The sequence below is a fragment of the Streptomyces sp. NPDC050636 genome, from assembly GCF_040654775.1.
Lineage (GTDB): Bacteria > Actinomycetota > Actinomycetes > Streptomycetales > Streptomycetaceae > Streptomyces.
Genome location: NZ_JBFAIP010000064.1, coordinates 1 through 25,820 on the forward strand (window position 1 = coordinate 1; position 25,820 = coordinate 25,820).

The 25,820-nt window shown below is 71.2% G+C and carries 21 protein-coding genes; 14 read left to right on the top strand and 7 right to left on the bottom strand.

Features of this window, described 5'->3' with window-relative positions:
• Positions 1 to 79: 79 nt before the first annotated feature.
• The 3 genes from AB0I10_RS30120 to AB0I10_RS30130 all read right to left on the bottom strand — a co-directional run bounded on the left by AB0I10_RS30120 (position 80) and on the right by AB0I10_RS30130 (position 2,189).
• Positions 80 to 991 carry an aminoglycoside phosphotransferase family protein gene (locus AB0I10_RS30120; RefSeq protein WP_363155826.1) on the bottom strand — a complete coding sequence of 304 codons (912 nt, stop codon included), beginning with the start codon at positions 989 to 991 and terminating at the stop codon, positions 80 to 82.
• Between the two features lie 48 nt (positions 992 to 1,039).
• The gene (locus AB0I10_RS30125; RefSeq protein WP_363155827.1) at positions 1,040 to 1,540 is read right to left on the bottom strand and encodes a ferritin-like domain-containing protein; all 501 of its coding nucleotides are present in this window, start codon (positions 1,538 to 1,540) and stop codon (positions 1,040 to 1,042) included.
• Between the two features lie 61 nt (positions 1,541 to 1,601).
• The gene (locus AB0I10_RS30130; protein WP_363155828.1) at positions 1,602 to 2,189 is read right to left on the bottom strand and encodes a hypothetical protein; all 588 of its coding nucleotides are present in this window, start codon (positions 2,187 to 2,189) and stop codon (positions 1,602 to 1,604) included.
• A 118-nt stretch (positions 2,190 to 2,307) separates the two neighbouring features.
• Here AB0I10_RS30130 and rimP point away from each other — a divergent pair, with 118 nt between their 5' ends.
• From rimP to truB, 7 genes are all read left to right on the top strand, one after another.
• Positions 2,308 to 2,850, top strand: coding sequence for a ribosome maturation factor RimP (gene rimP / locus AB0I10_RS30135; protein ID WP_363155829.1), 543 nt, complete (start codon positions 2,308 to 2,310; stop codon positions 2,848 to 2,850).
• 2 nt (positions 2,851 to 2,852) lie between these two features.
• Positions 2,853 to 3,854, top strand: a complete 1,002-nt coding sequence (nusA, locus tag AB0I10_RS30140; protein WP_363155830.1) for a transcription termination factor NusA — start codon at positions 2,853 to 2,855, stop codon at positions 3,852 to 3,854.
• A 130-nt stretch (positions 3,855 to 3,984) separates the two neighbouring features.
• Positions 3,985 to 4,281, top strand: coding sequence for a YlxR family protein (locus AB0I10_RS30145; protein ID WP_363155831.1), 297 nt, complete (start codon positions 3,985 to 3,987; stop codon positions 4,279 to 4,281).
• Positions 4,282 to 4,441: 160 nt separating this feature from the next.
• Positions 4,442 to 7,564, top strand: a complete 3,123-nt coding sequence (gene infB / locus AB0I10_RS30150; protein WP_363155832.1) for a translation initiation factor IF-2 — start codon at positions 4,442 to 4,444, stop codon at positions 7,562 to 7,564.
• Between the two features lie 150 nt (positions 7,565 to 7,714).
• Positions 7,715 to 8,014 (top strand): DUF503 domain-containing protein, encoded by a 300-nt coding sequence (locus AB0I10_RS30155; protein WP_363155833.1) that lies wholly within the window; start codon positions 7,715 to 7,717, stop codon positions 8,012 to 8,014.
• A 71-nt stretch (positions 8,015 to 8,085) separates the two neighbouring features.
• Positions 8,086 to 8,541, top strand: coding sequence for a 30S ribosome-binding factor RbfA (gene rbfA / locus AB0I10_RS30160; RefSeq protein WP_363155834.1), 456 nt, complete (start codon positions 8,086 to 8,088; stop codon positions 8,539 to 8,541).
• Complete coding sequence (gene truB, locus AB0I10_RS30165; protein ID WP_363155835.1) at positions 8,538 to 9,464, top strand: tRNA pseudouridine(55) synthase TruB; 927 nt, start codon at positions 8,538 to 8,540, stop codon at positions 9,462 to 9,464. The genes rbfA and truB overlap by 4 nt, the downstream gene beginning before the upstream one ends.
• Positions 9,465 to 9,601: 137 nt before the next feature.
• Here truB and AB0I10_RS30170 read toward each other — a convergent pair whose 3' ends face one another.
• Complete coding sequence (locus AB0I10_RS30170; RefSeq protein ID WP_363155836.1) at positions 9,602 to 9,925, bottom strand: hypothetical protein; 324 nt, start codon at positions 9,923 to 9,925, stop codon at positions 9,602 to 9,604.
• A 423-nt stretch (positions 9,926 to 10,348) separates the two neighbouring features.
• Here AB0I10_RS30170 and AB0I10_RS30175 point away from each other — a divergent pair, with 423 nt between their 5' ends.
• Positions 10,349 to 14,578 (top strand): hypothetical protein, encoded by a 4,230-nt coding sequence (locus AB0I10_RS30175; protein ID WP_363155837.1) that lies wholly within the window; start codon positions 10,349 to 10,351, stop codon positions 14,576 to 14,578.
• Positions 14,579 to 14,787: 209 nt separating this feature from the next.
• Positions 14,788 to 15,735, top strand: coding sequence for a bifunctional riboflavin kinase/FAD synthetase (locus tag AB0I10_RS30180; RefSeq protein ID WP_363155838.1), 948 nt, complete (start codon positions 14,788 to 14,790; stop codon positions 15,733 to 15,735).
• Positions 15,736 to 15,847: 112 nt separating this feature from the next.
• Here the strand turns inward: AB0I10_RS30180 and AB0I10_RS30185 are convergent, their stop codons facing one another.
• The 3 genes from AB0I10_RS30185 to eccE all read right to left on the bottom strand — a co-directional run bounded on the left by AB0I10_RS30185 (position 15,848) and on the right by eccE (position 20,947).
• Positions 15,848 to 18,553: an SCO5717 family growth-regulating ATPase gene (locus AB0I10_RS30185; protein WP_363155839.1), complete on the bottom strand. Its 2,706-nt coding sequence runs from the start codon at positions 18,551 to 18,553 to the stop codon at positions 15,848 to 15,850.
• Positions 18,554 to 18,884: 331 nt separating this feature from the next.
• The gene (locus AB0I10_RS30190) at positions 18,885 to 19,721 is read right to left on the bottom strand and encodes a hypothetical protein (RefSeq protein WP_363155840.1); all 837 of its coding nucleotides are present in this window, start codon (positions 19,719 to 19,721) and stop codon (positions 18,885 to 18,887) included.
• Positions 19,721 to 20,947 (bottom strand): type VII secretion protein EccE, encoded by a 1,227-nt coding sequence (gene eccE, locus AB0I10_RS30195; RefSeq protein ID WP_363155856.1) that lies wholly within the window; start codon positions 20,945 to 20,947, stop codon positions 19,721 to 19,723. Before eccE ends, AB0I10_RS30190 begins: the two co-directional genes overlap by 1 nt.
• 329 nt (positions 20,948 to 21,276) lie before the next feature.
• Between eccE and AB0I10_RS30200 the strand changes: the two genes are divergently transcribed.
• From AB0I10_RS30200 to AB0I10_RS30220, 5 genes are all read left to right on the top strand, one after another.
• The gene (locus AB0I10_RS30200) at positions 21,277 to 22,905 is read left to right on the top strand and encodes a type VII secretion protein EccB (protein ID WP_363155841.1); all 1,629 of its coding nucleotides are present in this window, start codon (positions 21,277 to 21,279) and stop codon (positions 22,903 to 22,905) included.
• A 317-nt stretch (positions 22,906 to 23,222) separates the two neighbouring features.
• Positions 23,223 to 23,546 carry a WXG100 family type VII secretion target gene (locus tag AB0I10_RS30205; RefSeq protein ID WP_363155842.1) on the top strand — a complete coding sequence of 108 codons (324 nt, stop codon included), beginning with the start codon at positions 23,223 to 23,225 and terminating at the stop codon, positions 23,544 to 23,546.
• A 125-nt stretch (positions 23,547 to 23,671) separates the two neighbouring features.
• Entirely contained in the window at positions 23,672 to 23,965 is a 294-nt protein-coding gene (locus tag AB0I10_RS30210) for a WXG100 family type VII secretion target (protein WP_363155843.1), read from the top strand.
• A gap of 304 nt (positions 23,966 to 24,269) precedes the next feature.
• Positions 24,270 to 25,457 carry a type VII secretion-associated serine protease mycosin gene (gene mycP / locus AB0I10_RS30215; RefSeq protein WP_363155844.1) on the top strand — a complete coding sequence of 396 codons (1,188 nt, stop codon included), beginning with the start codon at positions 24,270 to 24,272 and terminating at the stop codon, positions 25,455 to 25,457.
• 2 nt (positions 25,458 to 25,459) lie between these two features.
• A complete protein-coding gene (locus AB0I10_RS30220; protein ID WP_363155845.1) occupies positions 25,460 to 25,774 on the top strand; it encodes a hypothetical protein in 315 nt (104 codons plus the stop codon).
• Positions 25,775 to 25,820: the final 46 nt, after the last annotated feature.

Genomic DNA, 25,820 nt, shown 5'->3' on the forward strand with positions numbered 1-25,820 from the left:
GACTTCACTATCTTTAAGGTTATCACTCCGGGGCGGGGGGGGGGCCCCCCCCCCCCCCCCCGGCCCGTTGGTACAAGCGCTACAGCCAGGTAGCGAACTCCAGCAGCAGCTCGCCGCGCTGCCGGCCGCCGGCCGCCGCTTCCCGTACGCCCGCGTGCACCGCCCGGTACAGCGTCCAGCCGCGCAGCCGCTCCCGGTCCACATCCAGGGAGTCGGCCAGCTTGGCGACCCTGCGGCGGGCCGCGGCGGGCGCGCCCGAACCCGCCACCAGATCCTCGACGCGGTCCAGCACCAGGCCCGCCAGGTCGTACGCCCGCTCGCCGACCACCGGCGCCGGGCCGACCGCCAGCCACGGCGCCCGCTCACCGGCCAGCACCTTGCCCTGCCGGAACGCGCCGTGCAGCAGGAACGCCTCGTCGGAGCCGGCCGGCAGCGTACGGCGCAACTCCAGCGCCTCATCGACCAGCGGCCCGGCCGCCTGCGTCAGCGCGCCCCCGGTCCGCAGCTCCGCCGCCGCCTCCTCCACGCTGTCCGCCAGCGTCTCGAAGGGGTGCCCTTCGCCAGGCGGCACCCACAGGCGGCGCACCGTGCCCGCCGCCTCCAGCATCGCCTTGGCCTCCGGCAGCGACCGCAGCGACACCGAGCCCTGCAGCCGCTCCAGAAGCAGTGCACCGCTCGCGTCGTCGGACCGCAGCAGCCGCACCGCGCCCCAGCCGTCCCACACCGTCAGCGCCGCGCCCTCCTGCACGGAAGCCCGCCCCGGCACCGGGAACTTCAGCGCCGCGGGGGTCCCGTCCTGCTGCCGTACGAGCGCGACGAGACTGCTGCGGCCGCCGGGGGCGTGCACCCGTTCCAGCGTCAGCTCCCAAGCGTCCAGCCGCTGCTGAACCAGCGTCGGCAACGCCTCCAGCCAGCCCTGTACGGGACCCTCCTGATCGCCGCTCAGCGCGCTCACCAATCGTTGCGGCGGTTCGATGGGTGCCGTTGCCATGCTTGAGCTGTCCTTTTCCTGGGGCGGTGGCCGCGGGCGGCCGGTCGTTCAGAGCGCGTCGGAGGGGGCGCTCGCAGAGCCGGACGGAGCGCCGGCCGCGGCCCGCTCCACGAGCCCAGGGAAGGCTACGCCGCTGCCGCGCCAGCGCACCGCCCGCACTGCCGCCTCGCGCAGCGCGGCCGCCGCCTCCTTGCGGCGCGCCTCTCCGCCGGCCCGTACGAGGTCCGCGTAGACGGCTGCCAGCCGGTCCTCCAGCTCCGCGGCGAGCCGGGCCGCGGCGGCGGCATCCGGTACCGGGAAGGGCAGTTCGTAGGCGGCGGCCGCGGCCTTCGGCTTGCCGCCCAGGTCGCGCACGGTGCGGCGCAGCGCGTCCCGGCGCGCGCGGTGTGCGTCGTATGCGGACTGTGCCTCCTGACGACGGGCGCCGGCGATCCGTCCGCCGACTACGCCGTAGCCGTACACGGCGGCGTGTTCGGCGGCCAGGGCTGCCTGCACGGCGGTCAGCTCGTCGTCGTGGGCGCTGTCCTTGTCGCGAGTTGTTCCCGTCATCGGGGGCGTGCTCCTTCCCTGGTCATGTCCTGGTCGCCGGACGACCCCGCCGAGGGGCGCCTCACGCCCCGGCCTCCGTGAGGAGATATGCATGCGCCGCGCCCGCCGCCGCCACGGAGGCGAGCAGCCGGGCCAGCTCCGGCGGCGCGGTGGTCAGTGCCTTCGTGCGCGCGTCGGCCAGCTTCCGCTCCGCGTCGGCGAGCGCCGTACGCGCCGCCTTCTCGTCCTCGGGTACCGACTCGTCGTCGGGCGCCGAGGGCCCGGACGCGGGCGCGCCGGAGTGGTGAACGGGATGGCCGGAGGGCGCGCCGCTGGCGGACGGGGCCGCCTTCCTGCCGGCCTTGTCGTCGGTGAACGCATCGGCGTGCCGCACGACTTCGGCACGCAGCGGCCGCAGCCGCGCCTCCAGGGCCGGGTGCGCGGCCAGCGTCGCGTCATAGCGCGCCAGCAGCGCCGCGCTGTCGCGGGCGGAGCGCTCGCGAAGCCGGTCGGCGGCGGAGGAATGCTCGTCCCGCTCGGGTCCGGGCTCCTCGGAGCAGCCCGCCAGCAGGGCCGCGCCCCCGAGGGCGGCACCGGCCAGCAGGGTCCTTCTGCGCGTGAGCGCCACGTTCGGCACGTTCCACTTCCAGGGGTCTTCCGTTGTGATCACCGCAGGCGAGAGTATCCGTGACCGCCCACGGAATCGTCAGTACCCCGCCGGAACCGATAGGCTTTGACCCGACACGCGACCTACCCACAACAGCACACGCGGCCGAGGAGTCACCCGGATGAGCACCACCCAGAGCGAGAGGCTGCGCGGACTGCTTGAACCGCTCGTCGCCGCGCGAGACCTGGATCTGGAAGAGATCGAGGTGACACCGGCGGGCAAGCGGCGAGTGCTGAGGATCGTGGTCGATTCCGACGAGGGCGTCCAGCTGGACGAGTGCGCCGAGCTGAGCCGCGAGGCCTCCCAGGTCCTGGACGACTCCGATGCGATGGGCGGCGCCCCGTACACCCTTGAGGTCACCTCGCCCGGCGCCGACCGGCCGCTGACCGAGCTGCGGCACTACCGCCGCGCCACCGGCCGCCTCATCAAGGCCCAACTCCGCGAGGGCGGCGAGGTGGTCGCCAGGATCACCGCCGTCGACGACGCGGGCCTGGACCTCGAAGTGCCCGGCGTCAAGGGGCGCAAGCCGACGGCCCGCCGGGTCGCGTTCGACGACATCGCCAAGGCGCGGGTCGAGCTGGAATTCAGCCGTAAGCCCGAGAAGACAGACAAGCGCGACGCGCAGCAGGACGAGAAGATCGACGAGAACAAGGAGGAGGCGTAGCCGTGGATATCGACATGAGTGCCCTGCGGGGTTTGGTGCGGGAGAAGGAGATCTCGTTCGACCTGCTGGTCGAGGCGATCGAGTCGGCCCTCCTCATCGCATACCACCGCACCGACGGCAGCCGTCGGCACGCGCGGGTGGAGCTGGACCGCAGCACCGGGCATGTGACGGTGTGGGCGAAGGAGGACGCCGGGCCCCGCGGCGATGTGGAGGAGGGCGAGGAGCCCCGCGAGTTCGACGACACCCCCTCCGGTTTCGGGCGGATCGCGGCGACCACCGCCAAGCAGGTCATCCTGCAGCGGCTGCGGGACGCCGAGGAGGAGATCACCTTCGGCGAGTTCGCCGGACGTGAGGGCGATGTCATCACCGGCGTCGTCCAGCAGGGCAAGGACCCCAAGAACGTCCTGGTCGACATCGGCCGCATGGAGGCCATGCTGCCGGTGCAGGAGCAGGTCCCCGGCGAGGACTACTCGCACGGCACCCGCCTGCGCTCGTATGTCGTCCGGGTGGTCAAGGGTGTCCGCGGCCCGTCCGTGACGCTCTCGCGTACGCACCCCAACCTGGTGAAGAAGCTGTTCGCCATGGAGGTCCCGGAGATCGCGGACGGTTCGGTGGAGATCTCCGCCATCGCCCGCGAGGCCGGCCACCGCACCAAGATCGCGGTCCGCTCCACCCGCTCCGGGCTGAACGCCAAGGGCGCCTGCATCGGCCCGATGGGCGGCCGGGTGCGTGCCGTCATGGCCGAGCTGCACGGCGAGAAGATCGACATCGTGGACTGGTCGGACGATCCGGCCGACCTGGTGGCGAACGCGCTGTCGCCGGCCCGGGTCAGCAAGGTCGAGGTGGTGGACCTGGCGGCGCGCTCCGCCCGGGTCACCGTCCCCGACTACCAGCTGTCACTGGCCATCGGCAAGGAAGGGCAGAACGCCCGGCTCGCCGCCCGTCTCACGGGCTGGCGGATCGACATCCGCCCGGACACCGAGCACCAGGCACCGCAGGACTGAACCATGCGGCGGACGCCGTGGCGCACCCCCGAAAAAGGGTGGCGCCGCGGCGGCCCGCCAGGAATTCTGAGCAGCCGTTCGGGCATTACCCCATCAGGGGTGAGCCGGCACGGGGAGGTAGACTTAAGCAGTGTCTGGTCGGACGCATGCCCGCGCATGCCCTGAGCGAACCTGTCTGGGATGCCGGGAGCGAGCGGCCAAGGGCGATTTGCTGCGCATCGTGGTGATCGAGGGTGAGTGTGCCCACGATCCTCGCGGTACGCTGCCCGGCCGGGGTGCTTACGTGCACCCGACACTGGTCTGCCTCGACCTGGCGGTTCGCCGCCGGGCGTTTCCCCGGGCCTTTCGGGGCCGGGGACCGTTCGACACGACGGAATTGCGTCGGTTCATCGAGCGGGGCGCTTGGTTGAAGCCGCCATTGCAATAACGCACAGCAGTAAACGCACAGCGCACGGAAAACCGTGCGGTCAGGTACCTCGCGAGTCGGAAGTAGGTCGAGATTGCGATGAGCACTCGATGAGTACGCGATGAGTACGCCCATGAAGTAGCGACGGTCCGGTGGACAACCCGGACCTAGAAGGAGCGAAGTGGCTAAGGTCCGGGTATACGAACTCGCCAAGGAGTTCGGCGTTGAGAGCAAGGTCGTCATGGCCAAGCTCCAAGAACTTGGTGAATTCGTCCGTTCGGCGTCCTCGACGATCGAGGCGCCGGTTGTTCGCAAGTTGACCGACGCTTTCCAGGCAGGCAGCGGCAGCGGCCGCGCCTCTGGCAAGCCCGCGGCACCGCGCAAGTCGGCCCCCGCTAAGCCGTCCCCGTCGGCCCCGTCGCCGGCGCAGGCGGCGCGTCCGGCTGCCCCGAAGCCGGGCGCCCCCAAGCCGGGCCCCGCGGCTCCGGCAACCCCTGAGGCCCCGGTGACCCCCGTGGCCCCCAAGAGCACTCCGGCCGCCGGCCCGACCCCGGGTCCGCGCCCCACGCCGGCCCCGAAGGCGCCGGCGCCCAAGCCCGCTCCGGCCGCCCCCGCGCAGCCCGAGTTCCAGGCTCCGCCGTCCGCGCCGGCCGCTCCCGCCGCCGGCCAGTCGGCTCCCCGCCCCGGTGCCACCCCCGGTCCGCGTCCGGCCCGTCCGGCGCCCGCGCAGGGTGGTCAGGGCCGTGGTGGCGCGCCGCGTCCCGGTGGCGACCGCCAGGGCGGCCGTCCCGGCGGTGCCCGTCCGTCCGGCCCCCGTCCGGGCAACAACCCCTTCACCTCCGGTGGCTCCACGGGCATGGCCCGTCCGCAGGCCCCGCGTCCCGGTGGCGCCCCGCGTCCCGGCGGCCAGGGTGGCCCCGGTGGCCCCGGTGGCCCCGGTGGCCCGCGTCCGCAGGGCGGCGGCCAGGGCGGTCCCCGGCCTCAGGGTCAGGGCGGCGCCCGTCCGACCCCCGGTGGTATGCCTCGTCCGCAGGGTGCCGCTCCCGGTGGCGCTCCGCGTCCCGGTGGTGGCGGCGGTAACCGCCCGAACCCGGGCATGATGCCGCAGCGTCCCGCTGCCGGCCCGCGTCCGGGCCCCGGTGGCGGCGGCGGTCGCGGTCCCGGTGGCGCTGGTCGTCCCGGTGGTGGCGGTGGCGGTCGTCCGGGTGGCGGCGGCGGTTTCGCCGGTCGTCCCGGTGGTGGCGGTGGCGGTCGTCCGGGTGGCGGCGGTGGTTTCGCCGGTCGTCCCGGTGGCGGCGGTCCCGGTGGTGGTGGCGGCGGCTTCGGCGGTCGTCCCGGCTTCGCCGGTCGTCCCGGCGGTCCCGGTGGCCGTGGTGGCACGCAGGGTGCGTTCGGCCGTCCCGGCGGTCCGGCGCGTCGTGGCCGCAAGTCGAAGCGGCAGAGGCGCCAGGAGTACGAGGCCATGCAGGCCCCGTCGGTGGGCGGCATCATGCTGCCGCGTGGCAACGGTGCGACGGTTCGCCTGTCGCGCGGTGCCTCGCTGACGGACTTCGCCGAGAAGATCAACGCCAACCCGGCGTCGCTCGTCCAGGTCATGCTGAACCTGGGTGAGATGGTCACCGCGACCCAGTCGGTCTCCGACGAGACGCTGCAGCTGCTCGCCGAAGAGATGAACTACGTCGTCGAGATCGTCAGCCCGGAGGAGGAGGACCGCGAGCTCCTGGAGTCCTTCGACATCGACTTCGGTGAGAACGAGGGCGGCGAGGAAATGCTCGTCGCGCGTCCGCCGGTGGTGACCGTCATGGGTCACGTCGACCACGGTAAGACGCGACTGCTCGACGCGATCCGCAAGACGAACGTCATCGCGGGCGAGGCCGGCGGCATCACCCAGCACATCGGTGCCTACCAGGTCGCGACCGAGGTCAACGACGAAGAGCGTCGGATCACCTTCATCGACACCCCGGGTCACGAGGCGTTCACCGCCATGCGTGCCCGTGGTGCCAAGTCGACCGACATCGCGATCCTCGTGGTGGCGGCCAACGACGGTGTCATGCCGCAGACGATCGAGGCGCTGAACCACGCCAAGGCGGCCGATGTGCCGATCGTGGTCGCGGTCAACAAGATCGACGTCGAGGGCGCCGACCCGACCAAGGTGCGCGGCCAGCTCACCGAGTTCGGTCTGGTGGCCGAGGAGTACGGCGGCGACACCATGTTCGTCGACATCTCCGCCCGCGAGGGTCTGAACATCGACCAGCTGCTGGAGGCCGTCGTCCTGACCGCGGACGCCTCGCTCGACCTGCGCGCCAACGCGGAGCAGGACGCGCAGGGCATCGCGATCGAGGCCCACCTCGACCGCGGCCGTGGCGCCGTGGCGACCGTCCTGGTCCAGCGCGGCACGCTGCGCGTCGGCGAGACGATGGTCGTCGGCGACGCGTACGGCCGAGTCCGGGCGATGCTTGACGACAAGGGCAACCACGTCGAGGAAGCGGGTCCGTCGACCCCCGTCCTGGTCCTGGGTCTGACCAACGTCCCGGGTGCCGGCGACAACTTCCTGGTGGTCGACGAGGACCGTACGGCCCGCCAGATCGCCGAGAAGCGCGCGGCGCGCGAGCGCAACGCGGCCTTCGCCAAGCGCACCCGCAGGGTGTCGCTGGAGGACCTGGACAAGGTGCTCAAGGCCGGCGAGATCCAGCAGCTCAACCTCATCATCAAGGGTGACGCTTCTGGTTCCGTCGAGGCCCTGGAGTCCTCGCTGCTCCAGCTCGACGTCGGCGAAGAGGTCGACATCCGGGTGCTGCACCGCGGCGTCGGTGCGGTCACGGAGTCCGACATCAACCTGGCGTCCGGCTCCGACGCGATCGTCATCGGCTTCAACGTGCGCGCCGAAGGCCGTGCCACGCAGATGGCCGAGCGCGAGGGCGTCGACGTCCGGTACTACTCGGTCATCTACCAGGCGATCGAGGAGATCGAGGCGGCCCTCAAGGGCATGCTCAAGCCGGAGTACGAGGAGGTCGAGCTCGGTACCGCGGAGATCCGCGAGATCTTCCGCTCGTCCAAGCTCGGCAACATCGCGGGTGTGCTCATCCGCTCCGGCGAGGTCAAGCGCAACACCAAGGCCCGTCTGGTCCGCGACGGCAAGGTCGTGGCCGAGGACCTCAACATCCAGGGTCTGCGCCGCTTCAAGGACGATGTCACCGAGATCCGCGAAGGCTTCGAGGGCGGTATCAACCTCGGAAACTTCAACGACATCAAGATCGACGACGTCATCGCGACGTACGAGATGCGCGAGAAGCCCCGCGGCTGATCACGCAGGGACCGACTGGGGCCGGTCGGCGGAGCGTAAACTCCGTCGATCGGCCCCGGCCGTTCCGTGTACGGTTCGAATGACTCGTACTCCCCCAGCTACCGCTGGGAGGTGCCCCCAAGGCCCCGCGGGTGGCTTGACCCGTCTTGCATGTATCTAGGGACACTGTCCTTTGACCTGCTTCTCGGCGACATTCGGTCGCTGAAGGAGAAGCGCTCCGTGGTCCGCCCGATCGTCGCCGAGCTGCACCGCAAATACGCGGTGAGCGTCGCGGAGGTCGGGGACCAGGATCTGCACCGCAGGGCCACCATCGGCCTGGCGGTGGTGTCCGGGGACCCGGGGCATGTCACCGAAGTCATGGACCGCTGCGAGCGCCTGGTCGCCGCACGGCCCGAAGTGGAGCTGCTGTCGGTACGCCGGCGGTTGCACGGCGACGACGACTGGTCATGACGACTGGATGTCGACAGGGCAGTCATCGCCGGTGGAAGCACAATTGTGGAAGACAAGAAGGAGACGGACCAGTGGCCGACAATGCGCGGGCGAAGAAGCTGGCGGACCTCATCCGGGAGGTGGTCGCCCAGAAGCTGCAGCGCGGAATCAAGGACCCGCGACTCGGCACGCATGTGACCATCACGGACACCCGGGTCACCGGCGACCTGCGGGAGGCGACGGTCTTCTACACGGTCTACGGCGACGACGAGGAGCGTGCCAGCGCGGCCGCCGGGCTGGAGAGCGCCAAGGGCATCCTGCGCTCCGCGGTCGGGGCGGCGGCGGGGACGAAGTTCACGCCGACCCTGGCCTTCGTGCCGGACGCCCTGCCGGAGAACGCCAAGACGATCGACGACCTGCTCGACAAGGCGCGGGCTTCGGACGCCAAGGTGCGCGAGGTGTCCTCGGGCGCCGAGTACGCCGGCGAGGCCGACCCGTACCGCAAGCCGGGTGAGGACGAGGACGACGAGGGCGCAGCGGCAGAATGAAGCGTGAGAGCAACAAGCCGGGCGGTCTGGTCATCGTCGACAAGCCGTCCGGCTTCACTTCGCACGACGTCGTGGCGAAGATGCGGGGGATGGCCCGCACCCGCCGGGTCGGGCATGCCGGCACGCTCGACCCGATGGCGACGGGTGTGCTCGTCCTGGGCATCGAGCGGGCCACGAAGCTGCTCGGTCATCTCGCGCTGACGGAGAAGGAGTACGTCGGCACGATCCGGCTCGGGCAGACGACGATCACCGACGACGCGGAGGGCGAGATCACCGCGTCGAAGGCGGCGCACGGCATCGCGCGCGAGGACATCGACGCCGGGGTCGCCCAGCTGTCCGGCGCGATCATGCAGGTCCCGTCCAAGGTCAGCGCCATCAAGATCGACGGCAAGCGGTCGTACTCGCGGGTGCGGGACGGCGAGGACGTGGAGATCCCGGCCCGGCCGGTCACCGTCTCCTCGTTCGTGGTGCACTCCGTGCACGAGGCCGAGGCCGAGGACGGCACCCCGGTGACCGATCTGCTGGTCTCCGTCGTGTGCTCGTCCGGTACGTACATCCGGGCGCTGGCCCGTGACCTGGGCGCCGGGCTCGGCGTCGGCGGCCATCTGACCGCGCTGCGGCGCACCCGGGTCGGCCCGTACAAGCTGGACCAGGCGCGCACGCTGGAGCAGCTCCAGACCGCGGTGGACGACACCGAGGGCGGCGGGCTGCCGGTCATGCCGATCGGAGAGGCGGCCGCCGCGGCGTTCACCCGCTGGGACGTCGCCGAACCGCAGGTGCGGCTGCTGCTCAACGGCGCGCGGATCCCGATGCCGCTGTTCGACGGCGACGGTCCGGTGGCGGCGTTCGGGCCGGACGGCACGTTCCTCGCGCTGGTGGAGAACCAGGGCGGGAAGGCCAAGAGCCTGGCGGTGTTCGCCTGAGGCGCCTTCGGGCCAGAGGCGGCGGCTGACGGTGTACGGCCGGGTCCGGAGCGGGAATTCGCTCCGGACCCGGCCGTTGCCATGTGGGGTGAGCGGCGGGGCACCTGGCAACGGCGGGCACCCACGTCGGACAGGCCCTAGCGCAGCGCCCCCGCGGCCGGGATCAGCGGGTCGGGGTCGGCCCGCAGGCCGATGGTCACGAAGAAGCCCACCAGCGCTGCCAGTTGGCCGTACAGCGTGACGCGGCGGCGGAAGAGCGAGCGGTGCCAGTCGGCCGCGGTGTCCGGATGGTGCAGGGCGGTCTGCGCGGGACCGCCCACCGGGACCGGGATGCGCAGGCGGGCCGCGCGGGCGGTGGGCGGCTCGGTGGCGGCGGGCCGATGGGTGGGCTCGGGGGCAGGTCGGGTTGGCTCGATCCGCTCGCTCGGCGGCTCCGTCGGCTCGGCCGGGTGGCTGGTCAAGGTTCGTTCTCCGCTCTGGTCGAACCGGCCGGACCGGCCGCTCGCCACATACCATCGCCGCCGCGCCGCTGTGCGAAAGCGTGCTGCACCCGGCATCACTGAGCGTGCACCCTACGGGAGGGGCGTGCCGGGCCCAAGGGTCTCTGTGGCGGCGGCGCGGGGCGCCTGGCCGGGCGCTGACCGGCGGGCGGGGCGAAGGTGGTGGAACGCGGAACGCCCGTACGGGCGCAGGGCGTTGGCCCGCGTTCCGCCATCCCCCTCACTCTGTGTTTGTCCATCCGGATCCGGCAATTCACTCAATTGGGTAGGCGCTCGGGGTGAATCAAGGCGTGGACGGGGGCGCTTTGGTGGGGGACACCTGTTGCGAAGATCACCACCTCCCTACGGTCGGAACAAGGGGACCGACGGGGAGGGAATTCGGCCATGGCGTTGCTGGATGCCGATGCGGACAGGGCGTTGGTGCGCGTCCGGGACCTGGCGGGAAGGCCACGCGGCACGGGGTTCCTGGCGGATCACCACGGCACGGTCGTCACCAGCCATGAAGCGGTCGACGGGCTGGCGCGGGTGGTGCTGCACCCGATGCGGGACACCGGGGCCGGAGTCGGGGTCGGGTACGCGGCCGTCACACCGTATGGCGCCGAGCGGGCCTGCCTGGTGGACGCCGACGCCGTCACGCCCCTCGCGGGGGCCGATCTCGCCCTCGTACGGACCGACGGGTTCGGCTTCCCGCAGCTCACGCCGCTGCCCATCGCCGCGGGCCGCCCGGAACCGGGCACCGCCGTACGGCTCTGGGCGGACGGCTGGCTGGACGGGACCGTTGTCGGGACGGGCTCCGAGGTGACGTACACGGCGACGGATCTCTTCCATCTCCTCGGCGAAACCATGGAGTTGGCGCTCTGCGTCCGCGGCAGGGAGGCGCTGCGGCTGGGCGGCCCCGCGGCGGGCGGGCCGGTGCTGGACGCGCGGACCGGTGTGGTGCTCGGGGTGCTCGGCACGGCGCTGTTGCCGCAGGCTCCCGGCTGCGCTCCAGGAGGGGAAACCGCCGTCGGACGGCGGGCGGGCGGCTTCGCGATTCCGCTGCGGGCGGTGGCCGACGCGGCTCCGCGGGGTGCGTTGGCCGGGCTGCTGGACCGCAACGCGGCGACCGTCCCGGCGTACGGGAGCGAGCTGAACATGGCGGGTGTGCTCCGGCTCACCGCGATGTCCGAGGGGGCGGCGGGGCGGCCGGGTCTGTGGCGGGAGCCGGTCGAACGGCCGGATGTGGTGCGGGAGTTCACGCGGTTCGGGGCGCAGGGTTCCGACGGGGAAGATTCCGGCGGGCTTGGTTCCGATGGGCTTGGTTCCGGTGGGGGCGACGGGGATGCCGGGGCGCTGGTGCTGGGGCTGGTGGGCGATCCCGGGACCGGGCGGAGCACGGAACTGACCGGTCTCGCCGCACGCCGCGCCCAGGGGGCGCCGGCCCCGGCCATCCGGCTGCGGGGCGCGGACCTTCGGGTCGGCGACGACGGCCTGCGCACGGCGGTGGACCGCGCCCTGCGCTCCGCCGGCCGGAGCGTCGCCGCGTCCGGGCATACGGCCGGCGACCCGGCGGACATCACGCCCGACGCCGTGGCACGGCTCGCGGCCGCGGCCGGGCGCCCGCTGCTTCTGCTGCTCGACGGGCCGGAGGAGATGCCGCCGGCCCTGGCGCAGCGGCTGGGCGACTGGACCGCTGCGACGGCCGCCTGGCTGTGCTCGTCCGGTGTGCGCCTGATCATCGCCTGCCGCCCCGAGTACTGGGAGCGGGCCGGTGAGCTCTTCCCGCCCGGACTGCTGCACCGTCCCCGCCCCGAGCCCGGGGCAACGTCGCCCGTTGGACCGCCGGCCTGGGAGCTTCCCGCCTGTGTGCGGCTCGCCGACCTCCCGGAGGAGTTGGCGGCGCGTGCCCGTGGCCGCTACGGCCTGTCCGAGGACAGCGGCCTCCCCGGTTCGAGCGCGGTCGAGAACTTGGGGAAGCAGTCCGCGGCCGACGCCCGGCATCCGCTGACGCTGCGCCTGCTCGCGGAGGTCCGGGCGGCGCTGCCGAAGGGGGACGCGGAGTGGCAGGCCGGTGGCCCGCCGGAGGGTGAGCCGGACCCCGCCGGTCCGCCCGGCCGGCACGAGATCTTCGACGCCTACCTGGACCTGGCGAGCCTGCGTATCGCCGTACGGATCGCGGCCGCGCACCGGCCCGCGCCGCGCGGCACGGCCCTGCGCAGGCTCGCCGCACAGGTGGCCGGGCAGGTGCACGAGGCGGCCCGCCGGTGCCTGGGCCCGGGGCAGGGCGGGCTGGACCGCGCGGCGTTCGAGGCGGTCTTTCCGCCTGGGCCGGGCTGGGCGGCCGCGGTGCTGGCCGAGGGGCTGCTGGTCCCGGCGGGCACGGGATACCGCTTTGCATATGAGGAGTTCGCGGAGTGGCTGGAGGGCGGCCATCTCGATCTTGATGCGGCGTTGTGGGTGCTGGTGCACCAGGGGTGCGGGGCGGGGGAGGCGCCTCCGGGCTCGGGCTCGGGCGCGGGCTCGGAGGCGGGGCCGGGTACGGACCCGGTCGGGCCGTCCGGTCGGCTGCCGTCGCTCGACGGTGAGCTGCTGGCCGGATCTGGCCCCTCCGTACGCTCCCATCCCGTCCCCGGGTACCGCATCGGTCCGATCGTCCAGGCGCTGCTGCTCCTCGCCCGACGCGAGGGAACGGTACAACTGGCCCGTCGACTGGCCGAGTTGGTGCCGGCCGCGACCGCACCGGCTGCCGGACCCTGGTCGGCGCACCACTGCGCCGACTCCCAGTGGTGGGCCTCCCACCTCCTCGGTGAGGCGCTGCTCCGCGTCCCCGACGCAACCCCGTACACCGGCGTCCTGCGGCTGCTCGCCGACCAGGTCACGAAACGTTCCGTCCAGGCGGGCGGCTTCGCGCGCACCGGTATGAACGCCTTCGGTCCGGGCTTCTGGCGCCGCCTCCTGCTGGCCGACGAGGACCGGATGGAGCTGCTGCGCGTCCTCCTGCCGGCGGACGGACCACCGGCCGCGGCGATGGGCGTACGGACGGACGCCCGGCCGACGGCCGCGGAGCCGCCCGGCACCGGACCCTGCGAATCAACGCCCTGCGAAACAGCGCCCCCTGGCACTGGCCCGGCCGCCCCACGCCCCGGCCGCCCCTTCGCGCAGCCGCCGCGCGTACGCGTCCACACGGCCGATGCGCCCACGACGACACCCCCCACGGAAACCTCCTTCTCCGAAGCCGCGGACTCCTCCCCTGAAGCCCCTGAAGCCCCTGAAGCCGCTGAAGCGCCCAAGGCATCCAGCGCCAGCGCCCCGCCGCAACCACGCTTTCTCGACACCGCCGCGGAGCTATTGGTTGCGGACCCCGAACGGATCCAGCCACTGCTGTGCACCTGGTTCGACGACACCCGCCGCCTGCAACGCATCACCCCGGGAAGCGACACCCCGTCCGCCCCCGTGCACACCACCCCTCACGAGATCACCGTCGCCTCCGCCGCTCAGGCGCTCCTCCACACCCACCGCCGGCGCGCCCTCGACGATCTGACCGAGGCGCTCGTCGCCGCCGCGCACCCGAAGGCGGACGAGCTGCTGGACGCGCTCGCCGAGGACGAGCCCTCCGCGGTGTGCCGGGCCGTGGACCGCTGGGCCCACGACGGGCGCCCGGAGCGCCGGCTGGCTGCCGCCTCCTACGGCCTGCGCGTCGCCCCGTACACCGCCACCGACGCCGACCGCGCCCTGCTGCGCTACGGCGCGCTCACGCTGCTCTCCCGGACCGCCGACGGCGCCCACCACGGCCCCGCGCTCGCACTGCTGGTGAGGGATCGGACCACCCGCTCCCGAGTGCTGGAGCGGGCGCTGGCCCGCTTTGTCGCGGGCGATCCGCGGCTGCCGCCCGGGACCTTCGCGGACGCCCTGGCCACCCACCCCGAGCAGGTGCTCGACGCGTTCCGGACCCGGCTGCTCGGCGGCGCCGGCTCGTCGGCGGCGACCGCGGTGCTGCGCACACTCGTCGAGACCGGCGGTTCCGCCCCCGTACCCCTGACGCTCGCGCACCGTGCCGCCGGCCTCGTCCGCGAGTACGCCGAGCAGTACCCGGACCATGCCGCGCGGCATATCGCGGACTGCGTCGAGCGGCGCCTCGCTCGCGGTCCCGGCGCGCGCGCCGCGCTCCGCCCGCTCGTCGTGGAGCTGCTGACGACCCGCTCCGCTCCGGTCCGGTGCGCGCTCGCTCCCGTGCTGGCCGCGGCGGATTCCGGTGCCTCGGCCCCGTTGCGCCGCGAGCTCCTGGACGTGCTGCTGGCCGGCGAGACATACGACGCGCCCAGCCCCGCGTACGCCCCGCGGAATGGCGGGAACAGGCCGGTCAGAGCAGACACCCGCGTGCTGGAAGCGGTGCTGCGGGCAGCCGCGGAGGGTGCCGATCGGCGGTCGGAGGGCCGTACCCGGGAGCTGGTGCACCGCACCGGGCTGCTGCTGGTCCGTACGCCCGAGGGCGCGGCCTGCTTCGACCGGCGGCTGGTGGAGCTGGGGCGGCAGGTGCCCGGCTTCGCGCGGCGGGTGCGGGAATGGGTCGCGGCGGAGCCGGGGGAGTGGGCGGCCGTGGTGGGGCCCGGCGCCCGCGCCACGCTCGCGGGATGACCCGGCCGACCGGCCGTGGACGCCCGGCCGCCGCCCGTACATGACACCTGCCGCACCGCCGCCGGCACGCCGGCCCCGGGGGTGTCCTATGCAACAGCGGCGAGGCCACCCTTCGCGCGTAGCACCATCACCGGCATGGCAGTCTTAGACCTGCGTCATGCCGAATTGGCGCATTGGACGGACAAGAGTTCGGGCGAGGAGCGGGCACAGTGCAGCGCTGGCGTGGCTTGGAGGACATCCCCGAGGGCTGGGGACGCAGCGTCGTCACCATCGGCTCGTACGACGGTGTGCACCGCGGCCACCAATTGATCATCGGCAAGGCGGTAGCGCGCGCCCGTGAGCTGGGAATCCCCGCCGTTGTCGTCACCTTCGACCCGCACCCGAGCGAGGTCGTACGGCCCGGCAGCCACCCGCCGCTGCTCGCTCCGCACCACCGCCGCGCGGAGCTGATGGCCGAACTGGGCGTGGATGCGGTGCTGATCCTCCCGTTCACCAAGGAGTTCTCGAAGCTGGCGCCGGCCGACTTCGTGGTCAAGGTGCTGGTCGACAAGCTGCATGCGCAGGTCGTCGTCGAGGGCCCCAACTTCCGCTTCGGGCACCGGGCCGCCGGCAATGTCGAGACGCTCGCCGAGCTCGGCGGCACCTACGACTACACCGTGGAGGTCATCGACCTCTACGAGCGCGGGGAGGCGGGCGGTGGCGAGCCGTTCTCCTCCACGCTCACCCGCCGCCTGGTCGCGGCGGGCGATGTGGCCGGCGCGATGGAGGTCCTGGGCCGGCCGCACCGCGTCGAAGGCATCGTCGTACGCGGTGCGCAGCGCGGCCGCGAACTGGGCTTCCCGACGGCCAACGTGGAGACCCTGCCGCACACCGCGATCCCGGCCGACGGCGTGTACGCGGGCCTGCTGAACGTCGAGGGCGAGGCGATGCCGGCGGCCATCTCGGTCGGCACCAACCCGCAGTTCGACGGCAAGATCCGCACGGTCGAGGCGTACGCGATCGACCGCGTCGGCCTCGATCTGTACGGGCTGCATGTCGCCGTGGACTTTTTCGCCTACATCCGGGGCCAGGAGAAGTTCGACACGCTCGACGCCCTGTTGGAGCGGATGGCGATCGACGTGAAGCATGCGCGGGGGCTGATCGCCGCGGCGACGTGACGGCTTGACGCAGCCCCGGAAGGGGACGCGGCCCCGAAGTTCACCCATTCGGGGACAGCGGCATAAGGGAAGGGCCCGGCACTCGTGCCGGGCCCTTCCCTGTTGGCCGTTTCTACTGCGGGGGCGGCTGCTGCGTCCACCCGCCCCCGTCGGGCAGCGGCGCGTCCGGAGCGGGCTGTTGCTGCTGCCACTGGCCCGGCGGCTGGGCGGGCTGCTGGGTCCAGCCACCCTGCTGCGGCGGGTATCCGGCCGGCGGCTGGGCGGGCTGGCCCTGCTGCTGCGGGTAGCCCTGCTGCTGCGGCTGCTGACCCTGCTGCGGGTACTGCTGCTGGGCGTACGGGTCGCCGCCCATCTGCTGGGCGTTGGGGTCGCCCCACCCGCCCTGTTGCTGCGCCCGCCGCGCGAAGTCCTCGGCCACCAGGGCGGAGAGGTTGAAGTACGCCTCGCGGGTCTTGGGCCGCATCATGTCGAGGTCGACCTCGGCACCGGCGGCGAGATGCTCGTCGAAGGGCACCACGACCACACCGCGGCACCGGGTCTCGAAGTGCGACACGATGTCATCGATCTTGATCATCTTGCCGGTCTCGCGGACACCCGAGATGACCGTGATACCGCGCTGCACCAAGTCGGCGTAGCCGTGCGCGGAGAGCCAGTCCAAGGTGGTGCTGGCGCTGCTCGCACCGTCCACGGACGGGGTGGAGATGATGATCAACTGGTCGGCGAGGTCGAGGACTCCGCGCATCGCGCTGTAGAGCAGACCGGTACCCGAGTCGGTGAGGATGATCGGGTACTGCTTGCCGAGGATGTCGATCGCGCGCCGGTAGTCGTCGTCGTTGAACGTCGTCGACACCGCGGGGTCCACGTCGTTGGCGAGGATCTCCAGGCCGGACGGCGCCTGCGAGGTGAACCGGCGGATGTCCATGTAGCTGTGCAGATGCGGAATCGCACCCACCAGGTCACGGATGGTCGCACCGGTCTCGCGGCGGACCCGTCGGCCGAGTGTGCCGGCGTCCGGGTTCGCGTCGATCGCCAGGATCTTGTCCTGCCGCTCGGACGCGAGGGTGGAGCCCAGCGCGGTGGTCGTCGTGGTCTTGCCGACACCGCCCTTGAGGCTGATCACCGCGATCCGGTAGCAGGACATCACCGGAGTCCGGATGAGCGCCAGTTTCTGCTGGCGCTCGGCCTCCTCCTTCTTCGCGCCCAACTTGAACTTGGACGGCTGAGCGTTGGCGCCCGGCTTGCGCTTCTTGGGCTGGTTGCGCAGCAGTCGGTCGGAGGTCAGCTCGACGGCGGCGCTGTAGCCGAGCGGCGCGCCGGGAGTGGCCCGCTGCTGCGGCTGCTGCTGACCCGGCTGTGAGTACGACGCGTAGTTGGCCGCCGCGTTCGGGTCGCCGGGCTGCTGCCCAGGGAACGGCTGGTGCGGGGTCTGCTGCTGGGCGGCCTGTTGCTGGGCGGCCTGTTGCGCCTGCTGGGCTTGGGCTGCCTGTGCTTGTGCCTGCGCCTGTGCCTGGGCTTGCGCCTGCGCTGCCTGCTGGGCGGCCTGCTGCGGGTCGTAGCCGGCCTGCGGCGCCTGCTGCTGGGGCTGCTGGCCCTGCTGCGGGTACCCCTGGGCAGCGGTCTGCGGATAGCCGTAAGCGGGCTGCTGCGCGGGCGCGTTGGGGTTCTGCTGCTGCGGGTGTGCCTGCTGCGGCTGGCCCTGCTGGGGGTAGCCGTACGCGGGCTGCGGGTAGCCGTAGGCAGGCTGCTGCTGCGCGGGTGCACCCTGCTGCTGTTGCGGGTAGCCCTGCTGCGGCGCCTGCTGGGGCTGGCCCTGCGGGTAACCGGCCTGCGGCTGCTGCGGGTGCGCCTGCTGCTGGCCCTGCTGTGCCTGTTGCTGGGGCTGCTGCTGCGGCTGACCGGCCTGAGCCTGAGCCTGGGCGGCACGCGGGTCCGCGGGCTGGAACTCCGGCGGCAGTGGCAGCGGCGGCGCGCCCTGCGCGGGCGCACCCTGCTGCTGGCCGTCCGCGGCGCCCCAAGGAGCGCCCTGCTGCGGCACGCCGTGCTGAGGAGCACCCTGCGGCGCCCCCTGTTGGGGGACACCCTGCTGCGGCGGGGCCTGCTGAGGCGCCCCCTGCGGCTGTCCCTGGGCGGGCGCCGCGGCCTGGGCGGCTACCGGAGCCGTGGGCTCGGGTGCGGGCGCCTCAGGGGCCGGAGCGGCGCCCTCCGCGGGAGAGTTGGGGGCGGCTGCGTCCGGCTGCGGTGCCGGAGCCACCGGGCCTGCGGCTTCCGCCTCGGCCGCAGTGGCCTCCGCTCCCGTGTCATCGTCATCGTCGTCGTCCCAGAGCCCGGCCGACGGATCGACACCGCTGCCCGAGCGTACATTGCCGGAATCGGACGCGGCGTCCGCGGCCGGTGCGGCATTCGGCGCCTCGGCGGCCACCGGCTCGGCCGGGGCAGGCGCGGCGGCCGGTGCGTCACCCGTGTCGTTCGGGCGCAGCATCGGGAATCCGGGCGGTCCGGCGTCCGCGGGCGGCGGCGCCATCGGGGCGGGCGCCGTCTGGCCGGGCACACCTTGCGGCGGAACTCCGGGCACCGGGGCGCCCTGCGGCGGCCCCTGCAGCGGCTGGCCGACCGGCGGACCTACGGGTGGAGTGGCGGGTGCAGACGCAGGAGGAGCCGCAGCGGAGGCCGCGGCAGGCGTGCCGCCTCCACTGGTGTCGTTGCTCGCGTACCAGGCCGGTGCGGCAAAGTCGATCTTGAACTCACCGGTCAGATCGAACTCGGACTGGTCGTCGTCAGGATCGTTCCCGTCCGGGCGGAAAGCCTCCTGCTCGTTCACTGTGCCTCCTGGTGTACTGCAACGCACCTGAACGGCAGGACCGGATACAGGCGGATCGATCGGATGTAGCGGAAGTCGGAACACACCACCCGGGGTTGTGCCAACACTAACGTTCTCCATCCCCGTACCGTCGGCCGTCGTGATGTGCTCCTGCGGCTCTCCACACAGCCTAATCAAGAGTCGGCCCATAACGGCAGTCGGTGTCATGTCGTCTTCAAGCCCCGTCGGCACACCTACGGGCGCACCCATGGATGCGCCCGTAGGTCGTGCCCGGGACCGGTCGCGTACGCGCGGCGCGGAGCGCCCCGCGGGCGGCCGGCCCGGAAATACGTCAGTCCATGCGGCGCGGGCCGCCGAGCAGGTTGGTCTCCGCTTCCGTGGGCTGGGTCATGACGAACTGATGGCCGTCCCGCGAGCACCACAGCATGGCGTTGTCGCTGAGCGTCGGCAGCACCGCACCGACCTGCTCGGGCAGCCGCATGATTCGCGTCACAACCTCGGCCTCTTCGGGCGAGAGCCGCTGCAGACCGATCAGGTCGGCGCGGCTGAGCATCTGCGGCGACCGGGGCCCGAGGAACGGCAGCACCGTCAGCACCGACTGCCAGGGGCTCGGCGCGAGCTGATTGCGCGGCGGGCGCGCGCCCATGTCCCGGACGACGAGCACGGGGCTGGAAACCGACGGTCCCTGTGGCGCGATCTGGCGCACCTCATGGACCGACACACACTGCTGACCGCCGCCCGCGGACTGCGCCATCTGACCCCAGGCCGGCGGCCGCGCGGTCTCCACCGCGACCCGGGCGCCGGTGGCGACCGTACGCAGTGCCAGCACCTGCGCCATCCACATGCTGCCGACCAGCACGATCTCCACCGGAGCCGGCCGCAGCACGCTCAGTACGGCCGGCTGGTTCTGCGGGTCTATGCCGATGATCACGCCGTCGTCACCGACCGGCAGGGTCAGCGAGCTGAGCGACTCCGCGGTCAGCACATGCGGGCTGCGCCGGGGGCCGCGCAGCCCGAAACCGGGCCTCGGCTTCGGACCGGTCGGGCCCGACTCCTCCTCGTCCGGCCGCGGTTGGTGCGACATACGGTGGCTCGCACCGCCGACGGGGGGATTGCGCCAGCCGTCGCTGCTGACGTTGACACGGGGCTGATAGGTGGGAGTGGCCATCAGCGGGTACCTCCGAGGGGAAGCGTGGCCAGGAGGCCGGGCAGCTGCTCACGGTCGAGCCGTACGAGCCCGACCTTCGCCGAACCGGAACGCCGCTCCAACTCGTTCTGCGCGGCGGAGAGTTCGTTCTCACTGCGGGTCGAAAGACGGACGTAGCCGGTGATGGCCGGGGCGCGGCCGCCACCGTGCGAGGCGGTCAGCGAGAAGGTGCTGGCCATCGCCCTGGTGCTGGTCAGCAGCTGGGTGACGGCGGCCAACGGCGCGCCGCCCTGGCCCAGTTGGGGCCACCGGCCGATCCAGTACGTCGTGTGCCAGCGGTCGTCGCAGCGCCACGCCCGGGTCGTCTCCTGGGTACGGCGGGCGGCCCGGCCGTCCCGGCCCATCGCGCCGTTGGCGGCCCGCGGGCTGACACAGACCGCGGTGCCGATCGCGGCCACGACCTCGCGCTCGTCCAGCACCCTGGCGCGGACGCCATGCGCGGTGAGCCGGCTGACGAGCTGGTCGGCGGCGCGCAGCAGCGAACGCTGGGCACCGTCCATCCCGCCGCCGCGCGCCTCGATCGCCTCCGAGCACAGCTCCGGGTCGAGCTTCAGCGCGATCCACGTCAGCTGCAGGGCGGGCGTCTGGGCCTGCGCCTGCAGTGGCGCGTACGAGCGGGCCGCGACGGCCTGTTCAGGCAGATGCGGCGCCGGCGCGGGCTGGGTGTACTGAACGAACTGCACCGATTCGAGGTGGATGTCCTCGACGTCGAGCGCGGTGTGCAGTACATCGAGCGGCAGCATGTGGCTGCCGCGCTGCGGCCGCAGCGGCTCGTCGCGGGCGTCCACCTGCACGATGGCGGTGAGGAACGTACCGTCGCCGACGAAGCCGATGGGGCGCTGCTCGATATCGGTGTACTCGTAGGTCCGCAGCGCCGGTTCGCACTCCACGACCGGGGCGAACGCGGGGTCGGCCCCCTGCGTCGCGGCCACCGCGGCGGCGCTGTTCTTGCCGCGGCGCTTCATGGCCTGGACGGTCGTGATCCACTCCGGAAGCGGAATCTTGCGACGCCGGCCGAGCGCGAAAACAACGAGGAGGGCAGCCACCACGACGGCCGTGGCCAGCGCGACCGGGTGGTCTACCGCCAAGCCCACCAGCACTAGTGCCGCGGCGAGTTCGATGATGGCCAGCTGCTGTACGCGGACCCCGCCGATGTTTCCGGCCTGCTGGCGCAAACGAGGCGACACCGGCCCGGCAGGGCGGGCGGCCGCGCGGCGGCCGCCGTTCCCTCTGCCGCCGTTACCGTTCTGGCCCGCGTATTGCGGTGCAGCGGAAGGCTGTTGCTGCTGTTGCCGCCCATTGCGGCGTCGAGCCCTGGTGGCGCTGGACATCCCCCGGCCTGCTCCTCTACTGGTGGTGTGGCCTCTAGGCGTATCGGCCGCCGCTGAGACTGGTGTGTTGGAAGGTGGCACCCGTACCGTACGGGTCGATCGACACAGGGCATAGTAGAGGGCGCTACGGCGGGAGTGCCGGGGGCGGTCGATGTGGATCCAACAATCGGGGAGAGAAAGCATCAATGGCATCACGTCGGGACGAGCTGAATGCGTATTCATTCGCGCGAAAGCGAACGAATGCGGCATTTCTGAAGCCGCTACCGAACGGCTCGATCGAGAGCGCGCCCAGGCCGCTGAAGGCGGTGATGCCCGGCATCATGGTGGCGCTGCTGATCCTCGTCGGCTTCGGAGCGTGCGGCATTCTCAAGCCTGTCGCTCCCAAGGGATGGGACGAGGTGCAGAAAAACGTCATCGTTGGCGCTGATTCCACTACGCGCTATGTCGTTCTGCCCAGCACGGACGCTAACGGCAAAGACCAGAAACTGCTCCATCCCGTACTGAACCTCGCATCGGCCAAACTTCTTCTCGACCCGGGATACAAGGTCGTCAACGTCAAGGAATCCGAGCTGGACGGGAAGCTCACGCACGGACCGGCCGTCGGTATTCCGTACGCCCCCGACCGGTTGCCCGACGAGACGGAAGCCAACAAGCCGAAGACCTGGGCGGTGTGCAACCGCCCCGGCAGCGGCGACAACAGCAAGCCCCAGCAGGCCGTGTTCGTCCTGGGTGGTAAGGAAAAGGACAAGGTCGAGGGCGGGGGCAGGCTCAGGGGCAAGCAGGCGCTCTACGTCCGGGACCCCGAGGGGCAGCACTGGCTGGTCGACCAGTACGGTGTCGCGTTCCAGTTCAGCACAGCGCCCGTCGGGACCATCCGTCCGAAGGGCGAGCAAGACAACCCTGCGCTGCGCCAGGTGATCTTCGGTGGGGCCGACCCGCAGGACGTCACCCAGGAGTGGATGGACACGCTCATCAAGAGCCCGGTCCCGCTCTCCATGCCGCGGTTCCAGAACGCGGGGCACCCGCGCAACGACGATGGTGTCCCGGCGGAGTACAACAAGGTCGGCACGGTGGTCGAGAACAGCGCCTCGTTGGAGAAGTACGTCGTGACCCCCGAGGGCGTCCAGAAGGTGTCGAACTTCGTCGCCAAGCTCCTGCTCACCGGGCAGAACGCGACGGACCTGAACCACAGCGGCGACCAGCTGCAAGCGAAGCAGCTGCCCAGCACGGACATCAACCCGCTGAAGGACGACCAGGACAAGCCCCGCCAGTACCTGGGCAAGGTCGGGGCGACGGACATTGACATGCCGTGGCCGTCCGAAGTCGTCGAACCGGCGAACAACTTCAAGAAGGGTTCGCAGACCGGCGGCCTTCCCAGGCCCACCGCCAGTGGGGTGTCCTGCAGCGTCTACCAGGGCACCAACACGAAGTACCCGGAAGCCAAGTTCCTCGGCTTCCCGAACGGGGTGCCCAACATGCAGACCTGGATCGGCACGGACTACCCGGCCAAGATCGCCTCTGGCTCGTCGTCCTACGTCACCCCGGGCAGCGGCCTGCTGTACCAGGAGGTGAAGGCCTCCGAAAAGGACGGCCGCCTGTACCTCATCACCGACACCGGACTGCGCTACAACGTTCCGGTGGGCAACGACAGCAACAGCAAGGCCGGCAACGACAAGCAGGAGCGTGACCAGGCGCGGCTCCACCTCGGTTACAAGAACGGGCATCCGCCGCTGATCTCGGCTGCCTGGTCGGAACTGCTCTCGCAGGGTCCGTCCCTGAACGTGCACGACGCTGAGAAGCCGCAGTCCCAGTGACCGCTGGAGGCCGCGCCGAAGCCTGGAATCGGGCTTCGGCGCGGCCTCGTGCCGCATCAGGGCTGTGATCTTCACCCCGTTCCTGCGCTTACGGCTCCTGACCGAAAGCGCCGCATCTGCCCGATTCCGTCGAACAACGTTTCAGTGACGGGTAGTTGACAATGTTGTGATCCCGTCACAAGACCCCGCACCCTGTTGGGAACAGACGTGTGGAGTGGTTAAAGTGGCCTAAGGCATCAGCAACAGATGCCAACCGCGCGAGTTCCCTAGCCGGCACAGCGCGGTACGACGTACGAGTCTCATGGGGGACGTTGACTATGGCTGGTCAGCAGTACACAACCACCGAGGAGGAGATGGTTGCGTTCAGCGGCAAGATCTCCTCGGTCAACCAGTCGATCCAGGGCGAGATCTCGCGCTTGAACACGGTCGTCGACACCATCACGTCCGGGTGGAAGGGCATGGCGGCCTCCTCGTACAACCAGCTGCAGTCGCAGGTGAACGAGGACGCCAACCGTCTCAACCAGCTTCTGAGTGAGATCAAGGAAGCGATCGACTCGACCACGAAGAACTACGCGGCCTCCGAAGAGGAGCAGGCTCAGTCGATCTCGCACGTCTCCTCGAACGCTTCCCCGTTCGGATGATGCGGCCGCGCTGCTTCCCGCGGCGCATCGGCCCAGCCGCCGCAGTACGGGCCAGCCGGCCAGTCCCGCCGGCCCGCTGCGGCATTTGAATCGACCAGGCCTTATCAACTCCCGGAGGGGACACCATGGGTGGCCAGATCCTCGTCAATTTTGCGACGATCCAGCAGGCGAGTTCCGACGTGCGCGGGACGGCCAACAACATCCGTCAGCAGCTCGATGACCTCGAGGCGGGCGTGAAGAAGATCGCCGCGAGCTGGGAAGGTTCCGCGCAGGAGGGCTACCAGGCCCGCCAGCGCGAGTGGGACCAGCGCGCCGCTTCTCTGCACTCCACGCTTGAGGCCATCGCCAAGGCGCTGGACCAGGCGGCTCAGAACTACCAGAGCACTGAGCAGAAGAACGCCGGTATCTGGGCAGGCTGACCTGGCGTCAGCGCAGGTACGGATGGCAAACGGCTGAGCAGCCCCGACGGCTCGCACAGTGGTCAATGAGGGCGAGCGCGCTGCAACAGTGCGCTCGCCCTTCTGCCGTCCACCAACGCCTCGCAGATTCCCTCCCAATACCTCAATACATTCCCTTTCTCCACTCCTTCCTCACCCCTCGTTCCCGTCCAATCCACCACACATGGAGAGCAGACAACCCGTGGGATCTCGCGCCATTGGTCACCGAGCCGGGCACCGTCGACGAGCGGCGGGCGCACTGGTTACGGCAGCGTGCGCCGTTGGCATGTCCTGGGCCGCTGGGGCGCCGGCTGTCGCGGACGAGAACGTGCCGCTGCAGAGCGGCGAATGCAAGTTCGGCACCGATGACATCAAAGAGACCCCCTGGTCCCTGCAGCGCCTCCTGACCGAACAGATGTGGGCGAGCGGCAGAGGAGAGGGCATCCGGGTCGCCGTCATCGACACCGGCATCGACGCGGGCAACAAGCAGCTCGAAGAGGCGATAGGCCCCGGCGGTACGAGCATCGTCAAGGGCAACGAGAAGCCGACCGTGGACAAGGTCGGCCACGGCACCAAGGTCGCGGGCATCATCGCCGCCCGGCCCAGGCCCGCGAAGTCCGGCTTCTTCGGCATCGCGCCCGGGGCGAAGGTCATCCCGATCCAGCAGACCTCCGAGGAGAAGCCCGGCACCGCGGAAAGCCTCGCCAGGGCCATCAACTATGCGGTCGCCAAGGGCTTCGACATCATCAACATCTCGCAGGGCACCGGCGCCAACCAGCGCCTTCTGCCCCAGCTTGAGGCTGCGGTAGGAAGGGCCGAGAAGCAGGGCATCCTGATCGTGGCTTCGGCCGGCAACGGTGGCGCCGACGGCGGGAAAAAGGAGATGTTCCCCGCTGCCTACTCGGAGCGCTACAGCAACGTCCTGGCCGTAGCCGCCTCCGACCGCAACAACGAGCGCGCGCCCTTCTCCCAGTCCGGAAAGTTCGTCAATATCGCCGCACCGGGCGTCGACATGGTTTCCACGGTCCCTGACGGCGGCAACTGCGTCGACCAGGGCACAAGCTTCGCCGCTCCATACGTCGCGGGAGCCGCGGCCCTCCTCAAGGCGAAGCACAAGACCGACAACTGGACGCCGCAAGAAATCATCTGGCATCTGGAGCAGACCGCGGATCGGGTCAACAAGGACCGGGACGACTACATCGGCTGGGGCGTCATCGACCCGGTGGCAGCCCTCAAGGACGACACCCGGCCCACCGGCCCGCCGAAGCCGAACAAGGGCAACAACGCAGCCGATGCCATCAACATCCAGGCGGCCGCCGTTCCCATCGGTGAAACCCCCGAGGAACGACGCACCCGCATTTCCATCTACATCCTGGGCGGCGGCATTCTCGCCGTCGGCCTGGTAGTCGGCTCCGCCATCGCACTCCGCGACTGGCGACGTAGGACTGGTATTAGCACACACGGGGAGGCTTAATCATGGGTGGTAAAGGCGAGTATGGCGTCGATCTGGACGCCTTGGATCAAGTCATCGGGAAGCTCAATCACGTTCTCCAGAACATGGACGAGCCGGTTGGTCACGCCAAGAACGGCACGTACCTTCCGAGGGGCGCCCTTGGGCAGGAGTTCGCTGAAGAGAAGCTGCTGCATGACCACCACGACGCGATGAAGCAGGACATCGAGGCCCTCGTGGCAAAGGTGAGGGGCCTGGTCGACAGCTTTGGCAAGAAGTCGTCCAAGGTCAGAGATGCGTACCAGGACGCGGAAGCGGACAACAAAATTGATATGAGCTGACTTCGGCTGAAGGCTCACAGTGGCAGATAGGGAATGTTCGATGACG

Coding starts and splice junctions, on each gene's coding strand:
- AB0I10_RS30200 (WP_363155841.1), top strand. CDS start 21,277: ATGGCATCACGTCGGGACGAGCTGAATGCGTATTCATTCGCGCGAAAG.
- mycP (WP_363155844.1), top strand. CDS start 24,270: ATGTCCTGGGCCGCTGGGGCGCCGGCTGTCGCGGACGAGAACGTGCCG.
- AB0I10_RS30125 (WP_363155827.1), bottom strand. CDS start 1,540: ATGACGGGAACAACTCGCGACAAGGACAGCGCCCACGACGACGAGCTG.
- truB (WP_363155835.1), top strand. CDS start 8,538: ATGAAGCGTGAGAGCAACAAGCCGGGCGGTCTGGTCATCGTCGACAAG.
- AB0I10_RS30120 (WP_363155826.1), bottom strand. CDS start 991: ATGGCAACGGCACCCATCGAACCGCCGCAACGATTGGTGAGCGCGCTG.
- AB0I10_RS30220 (WP_363155845.1), top strand. CDS start 25,460: ATGGGTGGTAAAGGCGAGTATGGCGTCGATCTGGACGCCTTGGATCAA.
- AB0I10_RS30175 (WP_363155837.1), top strand. CDS start 10,349: ATGGCGTTGCTGGATGCCGATGCGGACAGGGCGTTGGTGCGCGTCCGG.
- rimP (WP_363155829.1), top strand. CDS start 2,308: ATGAGCACCACCCAGAGCGAGAGGCTGCGCGGACTGCTTGAACCGCTC.
- AB0I10_RS30210 (WP_363155843.1), top strand. CDS start 23,672: ATGGGTGGCCAGATCCTCGTCAATTTTGCGACGATCCAGCAGGCGAGT.
- AB0I10_RS30190 (WP_363155840.1), bottom strand. CDS start 19,721: ATGGCCACTCCCACCTATCAGCCCCGTGTCAACGTCAGCAGCGACGGC.
- AB0I10_RS30155 (WP_363155833.1), top strand. CDS start 7,715: ATGTATCTAGGGACACTGTCCTTTGACCTGCTTCTCGGCGACATTCGG.
- AB0I10_RS30205 (WP_363155842.1), top strand. CDS start 23,223: ATGGCTGGTCAGCAGTACACAACCACCGAGGAGGAGATGGTTGCGTTC.